At 71.6% G+C, this 12,581-nt stretch carries 16 protein-coding genes; 6 read left to right on the forward strand and 10 right to left on the reverse strand.

Going from position 1 to position 12,581, the window contains the following annotated elements:
* Nucleotides 1–58: 58 nt before the first annotated feature.
* From ACWGKI_RS03670 to ACWGKI_RS03700, 7 genes are all read right to left on the reverse strand, one after another.
* Nucleotides 59–1,090, reverse strand: a complete 1,032-nt coding sequence (locus ACWGKI_RS03670) for a hypothetical protein (RefSeq protein ID WP_452184769.1) — start codon at nt 1,088–1,090, stop codon at nt 59–61.
* The gene (locus ACWGKI_RS03675) at nt 1,078–1,545 is read right to left on the reverse strand and encodes a hypothetical protein (RefSeq protein ID WP_452184771.1); all 468 of its coding nucleotides are present in this window, start codon (nt 1,543–1,545) and stop codon (nt 1,078–1,080) included. Before ACWGKI_RS03675 ends, ACWGKI_RS03670 begins: the two co-directional genes overlap by 13 nt.
* A gap of 354 nt (nt 1,546–1,899) precedes the next feature.
* Nucleotides 1,900–2,202 (reverse strand): hypothetical protein, encoded by a 303-nt coding sequence (locus tag ACWGKI_RS03680; RefSeq protein WP_452184773.1) that lies wholly within the window; start codon nt 2,200–2,202, stop codon nt 1,900–1,902.
* 231 nt (nt 2,203–2,433) lie between these two features.
* Entirely contained in the window at nt 2,434–2,766 is a 333-nt protein-coding gene (locus ACWGKI_RS03685; RefSeq protein WP_452184775.1) for an HAD family hydrolase, read from the reverse strand.
* A gap of 103 nt (nt 2,767–2,869) precedes the next feature.
* The gene (locus tag ACWGKI_RS03690) at nt 2,870–3,856 is read right to left on the reverse strand and encodes a GNAT family N-acetyltransferase (RefSeq protein WP_452184777.1); all 987 of its coding nucleotides are present in this window, start codon (nt 3,854–3,856) and stop codon (nt 2,870–2,872) included.
* A 115-nt stretch (nt 3,857–3,971) separates the two neighbouring features.
* Nucleotides 3,972–4,433, reverse strand: coding sequence for a carboxymuconolactone decarboxylase family protein (locus ACWGKI_RS03695; RefSeq protein ID WP_452184779.1), 462 nt, complete (start codon nt 4,431–4,433; stop codon nt 3,972–3,974).
* A complete protein-coding gene (locus ACWGKI_RS03700; RefSeq protein ID WP_452184781.1) occupies nt 4,430–4,975 on the reverse strand; it encodes a MerR family transcriptional regulator in 546 nt (181 codons plus the stop codon). Before ACWGKI_RS03700 ends, ACWGKI_RS03695 begins: the two co-directional genes overlap by 4 nt.
* Before the next feature lie 168 nt (nt 4,976–5,143).
* Here ACWGKI_RS03700 and ACWGKI_RS03705 point away from each other — a divergent pair, with 168 nt between their 5' ends.
* The 4 genes from ACWGKI_RS03705 (at nt 5,144) to ACWGKI_RS03720 (ending at nt 8,852) form a co-directional block, all read left to right on the forward strand.
* Entirely contained in the window at nt 5,144–6,370 is a 1,227-nt protein-coding gene (locus ACWGKI_RS03705) for an NAD(P)/FAD-dependent oxidoreductase (protein ID WP_452184783.1), read from the forward strand.
* Nucleotides 6,367–7,299 carry an RNA polymerase sigma-70 factor gene (locus ACWGKI_RS03710; protein ID WP_452184785.1) on the forward strand — a complete coding sequence of 311 codons (933 nt, stop codon included), beginning with the start codon at nt 6,367–6,369 and terminating at the stop codon, nt 7,297–7,299. The genes ACWGKI_RS03705 and ACWGKI_RS03710 overlap by 4 nt, the downstream gene beginning before the upstream one ends.
* 60 nt (nt 7,300–7,359) lie before the next feature.
* Nucleotides 7,360–8,160, forward strand: coding sequence for an AraC family transcriptional regulator (locus ACWGKI_RS03715; RefSeq protein WP_452184787.1), 801 nt, complete (start codon nt 7,360–7,362; stop codon nt 8,158–8,160).
* 77 nt (nt 8,161–8,237) lie between these two features.
* Nucleotides 8,238–8,852 carry a LysE family translocator gene (locus ACWGKI_RS03720; RefSeq protein ID WP_452184789.1) on the forward strand — a complete coding sequence of 205 codons (615 nt, stop codon included), beginning with the start codon at nt 8,238–8,240 and terminating at the stop codon, nt 8,850–8,852.
* 41 nt (nt 8,853–8,893) lie between these two features.
* On the opposite strand, the gene ACWGKI_RS03725 is transcribed toward ACWGKI_RS03720, so the two are convergent.
* Entirely contained in the window at nt 8,894–10,165 is a 1,272-nt protein-coding gene (locus ACWGKI_RS03725) for an alpha/beta hydrolase family protein (protein WP_452184791.1), read from the reverse strand.
* 36 nt (nt 10,166–10,201) lie between these two features.
* Between ACWGKI_RS03725 and ACWGKI_RS03730 the strand changes: the two genes are divergently transcribed.
* Together ACWGKI_RS03730 and ACWGKI_RS03735 are read left to right on the forward strand one after the other, a co-directional pair.
* Nucleotides 10,202–10,780: a helix-turn-helix domain-containing protein gene (locus ACWGKI_RS03730; protein WP_452184793.1), complete on the forward strand. Its 579-nt coding sequence runs from the start codon at nt 10,202–10,204 to the stop codon at nt 10,778–10,780.
* Nucleotides 10,781–10,813: 33 nt separating this feature from the next.
* Nucleotides 10,814–11,242 (forward strand): NUDIX domain-containing protein, encoded by a 429-nt coding sequence (locus tag ACWGKI_RS03735; protein WP_452184891.1) that lies wholly within the window; start codon nt 10,814–10,816, stop codon nt 11,240–11,242.
* Nucleotides 11,243–11,363: 121 nt separating this feature from the next.
* Here the strand turns inward: ACWGKI_RS03735 and ACWGKI_RS03740 are convergent, their stop codons facing one another.
* Both ACWGKI_RS03740 and ACWGKI_RS03745 read right to left on the reverse strand, forming a co-directional pair.
* Nucleotides 11,364–12,002 carry a DUF2268 domain-containing putative Zn-dependent protease gene (locus tag ACWGKI_RS03740; RefSeq protein WP_452184795.1) on the reverse strand — a complete coding sequence of 213 codons (639 nt, stop codon included), beginning with the start codon at nt 12,000–12,002 and terminating at the stop codon, nt 11,364–11,366.
* Nucleotides 12,003–12,059: 57 nt separating this feature from the next.
* Nucleotides 12,060–12,545, reverse strand: coding sequence for a MarR family winged helix-turn-helix transcriptional regulator (locus tag ACWGKI_RS03745; protein ID WP_452184797.1), 486 nt, complete (start codon nt 12,543–12,545; stop codon nt 12,060–12,062).
* Nucleotides 12,546–12,581: the final 36 nt, after the last annotated feature.

Genomic DNA, 12,581 nt, shown 5'->3' on the forward strand with positions numbered 1-12,581 from the left:
CCAGACCGCGACCCACCGGGCACGGCGGTCACCTGGGTCGCGCGCGGTCCTGCGCCCGTCACTCGGCATGCGTGGCGAGGTACTCGTCGATCATGGCCTCGGTCTTCTCGGTGAAGGTCAGCGCCTCCGTCAGCTCCTGCTCGTACCTCAGGAACGTCGCGCCCTCGTACCGCGACCACACCTCCATCATGCGTGGCACCGCGTCCGTGTCGGCCTTGCACCGCGCCACCTGGGTCGCCAGCGCGACCTGCTGCTCGTCGATCACCTCCCAGCTCTGGCCCACGACGGAGAACATGTCGTCGTAGGCGACCGAGTCGGGGGCCGCGGCGGTGAGCCCGTGCTTCGACAGGCACCGGTCGTAGTCCGCCTTGATCGGTGTCATCGCCGGGTCGGCGAACGCCTGCGTCTGGTCCGCGGTGAACTCTTCGAGCCAGGGGCCCTGCGCAGGCTCGTCGATGTCGAGGGACGACCATCTGGCCACCGCAGGGTCACTCTTGCAGGCCGCCGCTGCGTCCTTGTACCGGGTTGTCTCCTTCGCGGCATCGAGGTCGTCGTAGAAGCGGTCGCTGCGGCGAAAGAGTTCCCGGATCTCCTCGGCCCGATCCTGCGCGGACGTGCGGATCTCGACCCCGTTGGCCACCAGGTCTGCCAACGGTTGCGGCGGCAGAAATCCAAAGCGTGCGGCCTGCGTCTCGAGCCACGGCGGAAGCACGACCGCCGACCCGTACAGCGGGTCCGGCACCCGCACCCTGTCGACCGGCCCTGTATAGCCCTGGCGTCGCAGACAGTCGGTCGTCGCGGCACGGACGATGAAGTCCAGCTTGTCTCGGTGGTATTCGTCGACGAAGAGACGCATGGATCCGGGTTGGACCGTGCCTCCCCGCTCGTCGATGATCGGTGCGACTGCGTCCGGGACATCCAGCACCGTTTCACGGGTCGACTGCGGCCCGGGGTCGTCGACGCTGTTCGCGCACCCGGCGACGACGCAGAGGGACACGGCGATCGATGTCGCCAGTCCCGCTCGACGGCCTGCAGCGAGCATCGCGCCAGGTGGCCTCAGACTCGCCGGCGTTCTGCTCACCAGATGCACGACTTGTACCAGTTCGAGCTGATCCGGTTGTCCCAGTTCTCGTCCTTGTACGGGCTCGAGCCGCCGCCGTTGGCCAGATAGGGGTCGCGCGTGCCCTTGTGGAACAGCACGTACGAGCCGGTGCCCCCGTTGTACGGCGCCAAGCGATAGTCGTAGAAGAAGCCCTTCTCGCACTGGCGCAGGTTCTGGCCGATGGAAGAGGCGCTGTTGCTGGCCGCGGAGCCGTCCCGCAACCTGAATCTTGTGAAGTCGTTCTTGGTGTCACCGATGCGCGCCCATGCCCCATAGGGGTCCCCCATGCCGTTGAACCCGTTGTAGTTCTTGTCCTTCCAGATGCAGCCGTAGCCGTGGTCACAACCGGGGTAGGTCGCGGCCGACGCGGTCGGCACGGCCGCCGCCCCGAGGCCGACGGCCAGGACCGCCCCGATACCGACGGACGCCAACGCCTTGCGCACAGTTTTCTCCTTCGAGCCTTGCCTGTCGGGTTCCTCGCTCCGACTCAACACCATCGGTCACCTAAGCGGTGCAGTGTTGCAAGATTCGCACGGTACGTGCCAGATTCGACCCGTGAAGCCAGGCGTGCTTGGCGTCGCCACCGATCGTCCGTGCGACCGGGACGCGACCCTCCGCGGCGGGCGACGTCCGCAGGCTCGGCGAGGCCGGCGATGCGATGCGTGGCGCGTGCAGGTCCTGCGACTGCTCCGGTCGAGGCGGTCGCGGCGTGCTGTTCGCTTCCGTGCTGCTCGCTTCGAGTGCTCGCCAGGCGCGCTCCGCCCCGGCCACACCCTCAAGGACCGCCCCTGCCGGGCCTAGGTGAAGACCTCGACCGAGTTGTTACCGTCCGGGTCTCTACCGACATCGTCGGTGACGCCCATCGCGAGAACCGTCAGGCCGACCCCCAGGAGCGCGCCGCATGCGGCCAGGGAGAGGCCCGCAAGGATCCAGGAACGGCGACCCACGCGTCTGACGAGGGCACGGACGGCGAGCCCCGCAGCGGCGAGGGCGGCCAGCGTCCCGACCACCGGGGTGAGGAACGCGACCGCAAGGAGGGCGATGACGCCAACGCCGACCGCCGTCACCTCGGCCGAGCGATTGACGACGGGGTCAGGCATAGCAGCCGGAAGAAGTCATGATCTTCCGCTTCCAGCCGGGAAAGGTCGCTGCTTCATGAAGCTCCTCGTGGCGCGTGTACCTCAACCACCCATGTGGTTGACCTCGTCACGACTCAACACCGTCGGCCACCGCGACGACGCTGTGTTGCAGAGTCCGCACGGCTGGTGTCAGATCCGACCTTAGACGTTCGAGGTTCCTGGCCTCTGCGCTCGCTCGCGCGACGGTACAAGTCACTCCACGACGAGGTCCGCGAGCTCTGCGAGGTCGGCGATGCGATGTGTGGCGCGCGAGAGGTCCTGGGCCTGCGTGAAGGGGTGGTGCACGACGGCGCAGTCGATGCCCGCCGCCACGGCGGAGCCGAGACCTCGGGCCGAGTCCTCCACGACCAGCACCTCCCCCGCATCGGCCCCGAAGCGGCGCAGGCCGGTCAGGTACGGCTCCGGGTGCGGCTTCGCGTGCGTGTCGTCCTCGCGCACGAGGGCGAAGTCCATGAACCGCAGGATGTCGCGCGTGGCGTGGATGAGCTCGAAGTCCGCGCGCTTGGAGGTGGTCACCACGGCCATGCGCACGTGCTGCCGGTAGCGCGTTGTTCACCCTGAAACTCAGAGGGTGTGGCCTCGTGCACCTGGCTCCGCCAGCGCGCGTGTCCGACGCTGTGGGACAGCGCTAGTCCACCGGCGCCGAGAAGATGAGGCGGACGTCGGTGTTCCGGTACCCGGCGCGGGTGAACGCCGCCGCCATCGGGCGGTTCCCGAGGTCGGTCGTGGCGGTGATGCGCTCTGCGCCGTCGGCGGCGTGGAAGCGCGTGATGGCGGCAAGGATCTCCGAGACGTGGCCGCGGCCGCGCAGCTCCGGGACGACGCCGAGGTAGCCGACGTTGCGGGCGTAGGGGGTCGCCGACGGGATCGCGAGACCGGCGAGGGCACCGTCCGGGGTGTGCGCGAGGCGCCACCACTCCCGCCTTCCGGGCCGGTCCAGGTAGAACTGCAGGCTCTCGCGGGCGGTGGCCTCGGGCCCGTGTGCCGCCTCGCCCTCGCGGGTGTGCGCGTCGAGGGTGCCCTCGGCGACCCGCAGCATCGCCGCGAGGAAGGCTTCGTCGTCCGGCTCCGGCGAGAAGATCAGCCGTTGCGGCGCGGCGGGCAGCGGCGACTCGGGCGTCCACTCGAACTGGAGCCGCTCGACCTCGACGCCGAGACCCGCCAGGCGGGCGGCGTCCCTGCGCCAGGCGACGGCGCTGACGTGCTCCGGGTCGTCCCGCCAGGACTCGGGCAGGCGCATCAGGTTGTACAGGGGCGGGGCCTCCGCGCCGGCCCCGCGGAAGGCGTCGTGCCCGGCCCGGAGGAGCGCGGCCGCCAGCGGAGCCCGGTCGACGGCGGGAACGTCGTCGACGACGGCGAGGCAGTCGAGCGCGAGGGGGTGGGTGCTGTCGCTCTGCCCCCACCACAGCGCGCGGGCCAGGACCTGGCCGTCCGCGCCCCAGGCGGCCCACGTCCACTCCGGCCGGTACTGCTGCTCGGCGGCCTCCGCCCGGTACGAGTCGGCAGACAACCGCCACACGGGCTCGCGCGACGTCAGCGCGAGGACACGGTCGAGCTCCGCGCCAGGACCGGGCACGGCGGACAAGCGAGGAGCGGCCGTGCTCGGGAAGGTCATGGGGCGATCCTGCCAGGCCCAGCCCCACCGACAGACGCCTGGTCATCACCGAACGGGCCGCTCCCCAGACTGACCGTGACCGCACACCAGGACCTCACCGATCAGGACGGACCCGTCAGTCCGTGGAGGTTTGAGAAGCCTCCCCGGACGTGCGCGCGGCATCGTCGTCGCGCTCGGTGAAGACCTCACGGGCGGCGAAGGTCGCGTTCACCGCCCGGGGGAACCCGCAGTAGACGGCGGCGTGCAGGATCGCCTCGATGATCTCCTCGCGGCTGAGGCCCACGTTGAGGGCGGCGCCGACGTGCACCTTGAGCTGGGGTTCACAGCCCCCGAGCGCGGTCAGGACGCCGAGGGTGACCAGCTGCCGGCTGCGCGGGTCGAGCCCGGGCCGGTCGTAGATGTCGCCGAACGCGAACGCCGCGACGTGATGGCCCAGCGCGGGACTGATGTCGGCCAGGGAGTCGACGACCGCCTCGCCCTGGTGCCCGTCGATCTGCGCGAGGACGGACTGCCCGTACCGGCGGCGGGCAAGGTTCTCGGGGCTGTCGATGGCGTGCTGCGGGGTGGTGGTCGTCATGGTCGAGGCGCTTCCTGGTAGGTGGCGATCTTGTACTCGGTGGCGGCCAGCGCGAGCTGCAGCTGCGCGACCTGGGACCGCAGCGTGTCGCGGTGCTCGAACAGCAGGTCGAGGCGTTCGGACACAGTGTCCCGACCCTCGTCGACGAGGTCGACGTAATGGCGCAGGTCGCTGATCGACATGCCCGACGTGCGCATCCGCGTCAGGAACACCAGCCGCCGCACCGCGGCCGCGTCGTAGCGACGATGGCCGGCGGCGTCGCGGGCGACGCTGACCAGCCCGATGCGCTCGTAGTACCGCAAGGTGTGCGGGCTGACCTCGAGATGCTCGGCCGCGGTCGCGATGTCCCACTCGACGGCATCGTCGTCGCGCGCGAGCTCCCGCAACGCTTCGACCGACACCCCTCCCGGCGGGTCCACCGCCAGGCGGAGCGCCCTGCTCAGTGCGTCGTCCAGTTCCATGCCGAGGACGGTAGGGCTTCGAGCGCACTCGAACGCAAGCGGCGACATGGCCCGCCCCGCGACCTGCACGACGACATGCACGACAGGACACAGAGCCGAGGTTCCCGAGCGCTGCGCCGACCCCCGGCGCCATGCCCTGGCGCCATGCCCCGGCGCGACGTGACGGGCGTCACAGTGCGGCGATGTCACGTTCTGCCCGGCCGCGCCCATCTCGTGGGCATCACCGGACCTACGGAGGAGACGGACACGATGGACGCACAGCAGGCAGAGCACACGACGACCTCGGCCACGACGACCGGCCGGCGTGCTCCCCACCACGTGGTGGTCCTGGGGGCGGGCTACGCCGGGATGGCGGCGGCGGTGCAGCTCGCCGCCCGCGTGGGGCGGCGCGACGACGTGCAGGTGACGATGGTGAACGCCCAGGAGCGGTTCTCCGAGCGCCTGCGCTTCCCCATGACGGCGACCGGGCAGCAGGTCGCGGACCTGCGCATCCCCGAGATTCTCGACGGCACGGGCGCACGGTTCGTGCAGGGCTGGGTGACGGCGGTCGACGCCGACGCGAAGATCGTGCGTATCGACGACGACCGGACCCTGACCTACGACACGCTGGTCTACGCGCTCGGGGGCGCGGCCGACACGTCGGCGGTGCCCGGCGCCGAGGACCACGCCCACAGCCTCGGCAGCGTCCAGGACGCGGAGGTGCTGGCCCGCCGGCTCGCCGGCCTGCGGGGCGGCGTCGCCGTCGTCGCGGGCAGCGGCCTGACAGGCGTGGAGTCCGCGGCCGAGATCGCCGAGCAGCACCCGGGCCTCGACGTCGTGCTGGTGGGGAGGCAGGAGCCCGGCGCGAGCCTGAACCCGAGGGCACGGGCCTACCTGCGCGGGGCGCTCGACCGGCTCGGCGTCGAGGTGCGCTCGGGAGCCGAGGTCACGAAGGTGCTCCCCGGCACGCTGGAGCTGGCGGGCGGGGAGGTCCTCGCCGCCGACGTGGTGCTGTGGACGAGCGGTACGCGCGTCTCGCCGATGGCCGCCGCCGCCGGTCTCACGGTGGACGACCGGGGACGGATCGTCACGGACTCCGCGCTGCGGTCGGTGTCGCACCCCGACGTGTACGCCGTCGGTGACGCCGCAGCGATCCGCCAGGGGTACGGCGTCATGCACGGCACCTGCCAGGGCGGGATGCCGACGGGGGTGCACGCCGCGCTGTCGATTGACCGGGTGCTGCGGGGCAGGCAGCCGAAGCCGTTCCGCTTCGGGTACTACCACACGCCGGTGAGCCTCGGCCGGCACGACGCCGTCGTGCAGTTCACGCGTCCCGACGACAGCCCCCGGCGAATCTGCCTGACGGGCGGCGCGGCCGTGCGGTACAAGGAGACCGTGACTGCCTCGCCCTGGCCGACGTACGGCCGCATGAAGAAGCTGCCCGCCTCCGGTGCGTTCTGGCCGCGCGGCGGCCGGTACACGCGGGCCGCCCGGTGACGGCGGCCGGTGAGGACGGCGCGCCCGGCCCCGACGACGACGTCTTCCACCAGCACCGCAGGCTCCTGTTCTCCGTGGCGTACCGCGTCCTCGGCTCCGCCGCCGATGCCGAGGACGCCGTCCAGGACGCGTGGATCAAGTGGTCGTCGGCGGACCGCTCGCACGTGGCCGACCCGAAGGCCTACCTGGCGCGGATCGTGTCGAACCTGGCGCTCGAGCGCCTGCGGTCCGCGCGGTACCAGCGCGAGACGTACGTGGGTCCGTGGCTGCCCGAGCCGATCCTCACCGCCGGGGACACCGTCGACGCCGTGACCGGCGCCGAGTCCGTGTCGATGGCGATGATGGTGGTGCTGGAGACGCTCAGCCCGCTGGAGCGGGCCGTGTTCGTGCTGAAGGAGATCTTCGACTTCAGCCACGCCGAGATTGCTGAGGCCGTAGGCCGGTCCGAGGTCTCGGTTCGTCAGGCCGCGCACCGTGCGCGCGAGCACGTCCATGCCCGACGGCCCCGGTTCGCGGCCGACCGTGCGCAGCACCGTGCGGTCACCGAGCGCTTCTTCGCCGCGGCGACGGGTGGGGACGTCAACACGCTGCTGGACCTGCTCGCGCCGGATGTCACGCTCTGGACGGACGGCGGCGGCAAGGTCCGGCAGGCGCTGCGCCCGATCGTCGGCGCGGAGACCGTGGCCCGGTGGTTCGCAGCCATCGGCACCGTCACGTATCAGGGGGTCGAGCCCGCCGACATGGTGACCGAGCTCGTCGAGATCAACGGCGAGCCCGGGATCGTCTTCCGGGGTGGGGGGCGGGTCGTGGCCACCGTCACGGTCGAGGTCGACGGCGACGGCAGGGTCATCGCGGTCCGCAACGTGGCCAACCCGGACAAGCTCCGTGCCGTGGCGGGCGGCACCGCCTACGACCTCGGGGCGCGATGAGCGGACCGCGCGCGGCGGGCGTGCGCTTGTCGAATGACGGTCCGAGGGGGAGGACGATCGATGGCTGAGTTCTGGCACAGCACGGAGCTGCCACATCTGGAGTCACGACGCTCCTGCCAGGATGCCGCCTGCTACCGGCCGCACGCGCACGACCGCTTCTCGATCGGACTCGTCGACACCGGCACGACGGCATTCACCGGGCCGGCGGGCGGCTCCGTCCCGCTCGCCGCCGGCGACGTGATCCTCATTCCGGCTGGGCACGTGCACGCCTGCAACCCCGGCCGGGGGCGCTGGGAGTACCAGATGATCCACGCCGACCAGCGCTGGATCGCGAGCCTGCTGCCCGAGGGCGGCGAGATCCTCCTCGGGGGGATCACCGTCGTCCGCGACCGCGGCGTGCACCGGAGGTTTGACGCCGTCAACGACCTGCTGTTCGCCGGGCCCGACGCTCGGCAGGCAGCGACCGGAGACGTCGAGGCCACGCTCCGCCGGGCCCTGAACGAGTGCATGGCGGCCACACCGCTCCACCGGTTGCCCTCCGCCACCGACATCGAGCTGCTGGACCGGCTGGGGCCGGCGCTCGACCGGCTGCACGAGGACGCGTCGAACCCGGCGCTCACCGAGCTGGCCGAGGCCGCCGGGATGGACCGGTATCAGCTCATCCGGGCGATGCGGCGGGCCACCGGTCTCACGCCGGTGGCGTGGCGGCACAACGACAGGGTCATCACCGCGCGGACGATGCTCCGTGAGGGCAGATCGCTCGCCGAGACCGCGCAAGCGCTCGGGTTCGCCGATCAGAGCCACTTCCACCGGGTGTTCTGCGCCCACGTGGCCGCCACCCCCGGCGCCTACCGGCGCTGACGCAATATCGTTCAAGACCCCCACCCGGGACCACTCCAGACTCGAGGCGACAGGTCGTCCTCTACGTCTGGGGAGAGATGGAGCAGTTCCTCGCCGTCGCCGTCGCGCACTTTCTCGCCCTGCTCATCCCAGGGGTCGACTTCTTCCTGATCGCACGCACCACCTTGACCAGCGGCTGGCGCAGCGCCAGCGGCGTGTGCGTGGGGATCGCCTGCGCCAACGGCGTCTTCGTCGCCGCGGCGTTCTGCGGGCTGGCGGCGATCACGAGTCCCGCGGTGTTGCAGGTGGTCCAGGGCGCCGGCGGCGGATTCCTGGTCGTCATGGGGGTCACGTTCCTGCGGGCCAAAGTCGACGTCGGCGTCGCCTCGCCCGCTCGGCTCGCCCGCACGGCGTGGACGCGGAGCCTCGGTCTCGGTCTCGCGTCCGGGCTCCTCAACCCGAAGAACGCTCTGTTCTACGTCAGCCTCGCCGCCGTTCTCACCGGCGCCGGCCCCGCCGTCCTCACGCTGTACGGCGTGTGGATGGTCGCCGTCGTGCTCGCATGGGATCTGTTCGTCGCCGTCGCGCTGGGATCCGAGCGGGCGCGCGCCCGGCTCGCCCGTGTGCTGCCGTGGCTGACGAAGGCTGCGGGCGCCGTGCTCGTCCTCCTGGGGATCGGGATGATCGTCAGGCTCGTAGCCGCCGCGCAGTGACGAGCGTGGCGAGCAGGTACCGCGCCGTTCAGTCGATGGGCTCAGTGCGCGTGGATCCAGTCGGCGATCGCGTCCACGACCTGCTGGTCGAGATGGCCCGGCTGTTCGTAGTCCCTGGGCAGCGATGGTCCTGTCCCGGGCAGGAAGAAGTGGTCGTCCTCGGGCACCTCCCGGATCGTGACGTGGGGGTGGTCGGCCAGACCTTGTCGCCACAGAGCGAGGTCGTCCTCGACGGTGACCTGGTAGTCGCGGCAGCCCTGGAGCAGCAGCAGCGGAAGACCCGACTGCCGCGCGGTGGCGACCGGGTCGTACCGACGCAGGTCGAGCCAGAAGGAGGCAGGCAGCCCGAAGGGGAGCCGCGAGGTGGGGGTGCTCTGCCGCAGGCGAGGACCGGCGGCGCGACGGGCCTGGCGGACGGTGCGGCGGACGTCGCGCCGGTCGACGCCGGTGCCCGGGTGCGTCGCAAGATGCTTGACGACCCGGACGGCCGCCTCGGGCATCGGAGCAGCGTCTGCTGCCAGGAGGATCAGACCGCCGAGGGAGGCGCGGCGGTCGTCGTCGAGGAGGGCGGCAACCCGCGGTGCGATCTTGCCGCCCATGGAGTGCCCGGCCAGGGTGATCCTCGCGGCGTCCACGCGCGGGTGCTGCCCCAGCTGGCGAACCGCGTCGGGCACCGGCCGGTAGTCGTCCATGGCGACGGCGCCAGGCCGGGTGGCGCGCTCGGGCGCCCCATGGCTCGGGTTGTCGTAGCGCGCCACGGCGATGCCGCGAGTGGCCAGGCCCCAGGCGAGGTCCCGGCCGATCCGGTTCGACCCGGTCGTCATGTCCCTGTCGAACGGGCCCATCCCGGACAACAGCACGACGGCGGGCACGGTGCCGTTCCCGTGCGGAATCGTGAGGGTTCCACCCACGGCGGTGTCGCCGGCACCCATCACGGTCTCGACCTCGTCGAGCTCCTCGACGTCCGCGTAGGTCGGTGGTTCCCATGCCAGGACGGTGGGACGCACCTGCAGGTCGAGCAGCCCGCCGTCGGGTGCGACCGTCACGACGGCGGTCAGCGCCGGGCCGGGCGTCCGGCAGGCCAGGCGCACGACCGTGGGCGCGCCGGGCTCCTCGGGCACCGCGACGCTGTCCAGCTGCCACGCGGTCAGGCCGCCGTGCACGCTCACAGCCTGCCGCCAGGCGTGCCCCAGCCGGCGCGCCGGCAGGCGCCGGCGCACGGCGGGGTCGAACAGCGCCTGGGCACGTCGGGCGTCGCCGCGGTCGAGGTGCTGCAGGACGAGGTCGGCATTCCGTACCGCGATTGTTTGCACGAATGAGAACATTAGCGGCGGTGAGACCATGGGTCCATGGCCGGCAACCATCCGATCGTCCACCCTGTCCGCCTGCGGATCGCCGGGGCACTGTCCGGCCGGCGAGAGCTCACCACCGCCCAGCTGCACCGGGCGCTGCCCGACGTCTCCCAGGCGACCCTCTATCGGCAGGTCGCGATACTCCTCGACGCCGGCCTGTTGGAGGTGACCAGCGAACGGCGGGTCCGCGGCGCCGTCGAACGCACCTACCGGTTGGTCCCCGATCGAGCCGCGGTGACCCCGGCAGCAGCACGCACCGCGACCGTCGACGACCACCGGGCTGCCTTCGGCGTCGCGATGGCCGCCCTGCTCGCCGAGTTCGGCGCCTACGTCGACCGCCCCGACGCCGATCCGGCCGCCGACCTCGTCGGATATCGGCAGCACGCCGTATGGCTCTCGCCGCGCGAGGTCGAGCAACTCATCACCCGCCTGCGTGACGCCATCACCCCGGCCCTGACCGGCGGCCCCGAGCCCGCCGAGGACGGCGAACGACGGCGCTACGTCCTCAGCCCCGTGCTCTTCCCCGCCGGCGGAGAGGAGTTCGCCGCCCGGTCCCGCGAGCGTTCGGAGCGGTAGCGTGCGCGCGTGAGCTTCGAGCATCGGGTCGTGGTGGGTGTGCTCTTCCGCACCGGGTCTGTGTTGCTGGGGCTACGGTCCGCGGCACGTCGTGCGTACCCGGGCGTGTGGGATCTTCCGGGTGGTCACGTCGAACCAGGCGAGAGCACGATGGAGGCGCTGGCCCGCGAGCTGCGCGAGGAGCTCGGTGTCGAGGCCGTCGTCGAGCCGAGGGCCCTGTTCCGGGTCGAGTCAGGCGACCTGGCGCTCGACGCTCACCTCGTGCCCGCGTGGTCCGGTCGCATCACCAACGCTGCGCCCGACGAGCACGACGACCTGCGCTTCGTCGACGTCCAGGAGTTCCCGCGGCTCGAGTTCGCTCACCCCGAGTACCCGAGTCTGCTGACGGACCTGGTCGCGAGACAGCGCGGCAGGGACGTGCCGCACCGTCGGCATGAGTCGTCAGTCGCGGACCCGACCTGACCTGTCAGGAGCTACCTCGAGGTCGTGGACGTCCGCGTGGACGACGGAGGTATGGCGACCCGACGACGACTTGTGGGTCGTCACTCAGAACGGCGACAGAGGACAGGCGGGCAGAGGTGTCTCAGCGCGGCTCGTCGTGCTCGAGCGCGCGCGTGATCGCGGCGGCGGGCGCGTGGACCAGCGCGGACGCGCTCAGCCCGTGTTCGCGGGCGTACGAGCGCGCCCACCGGTAGCCGGCGGTGTACCCGAGCCACAGGGGCATGTCCCCGGCGCGGAAGAACCATCGCCCGTCGTCGGCGGGATCCTCGTCCAGCGCGTCGACCAGGCGCGCGACCTGGGCGTCGGTGACGTCCTGGTGCGCGAACTCCGACGCCGCCCCGAGGACCTCCTCCTCGAACAGCATGGCCAGGCCCTCGGACACGACGCGGTCACGAAGGCTCGACCCGCACCCGGGTCCTCGCTCCCGCGCCACGTGGTGGAGCTCGTGGACCAGGGTCGCACGGACGGCTGACGTCGTGGTCGTCTGCGACGCGTCGACCGCGAGGACGACGGATCGCGCACTGTACGTGTAGCCGCCGCAACCCCAGCTCGGGATCGTCATGTCCGGGGCGTCGACCGCGAAGACGTCCACCCCGCTCAGGTGCAGGACGTCATGGACCAGCCGCACGGCGTCCTGGAACCCCTCGTCGAGCACCGCCAGCTGCTGCTCGGAGTAGACACCCGATCCGGTGGGCAGGTGCAGGTCGATCGCAGGAGGCACCGCACCACCCTAGGGCTCTGGTCGGCTCCATAGACGCCGACGGCTTCGGTGCCGCGCTCAGCCGCCGACGAGCTTGCGCAGCAGCGCTTCGAGCTGCGTCCGTTCGTCGCGCGAGAGCGGGGAGAGCAGCTGCTCCTCGAGCTGGAGGTGCTCGGGATAGGCCTCGTCGATGAGACGGCGGCCCTGGGGCGAGAGCGTGACGACGCGCCCGCGGCCGTCGTCGGCCTGCAGCTGCCGGGACACCAGCCCGGCGGACTCCAGCCGGTCGACCCGCTTCGACGTCGCGCCCGCCGTCACCATGGTGTGCTCCGCGAGGTCTCCCTGGTTGAGCGCGAAGGGCGCGCCCGCCCGCCGGAGCGCGCAGAGGACGTCGAACTCGCCCTCCCCGATCCCGTAGCGCCGATAGTTCTCCACGAGCGCCGCGGTGAAGTCGTCGGAGACCCGGCGCATCCGGCCGATCACGGCCATCGGGCTCGGGTCGAGGTCCGGACGCTCGCGGCGCCACTGCTCGACGAACGTCCCGACGCGATCAACCTCCACCATGGGCCCAGTGTACTTTCCGTGGAAAGTACACTGGTT

It is taken from the genome of Isoptericola sp. NPDC055881, assembly GCF_053615895.1.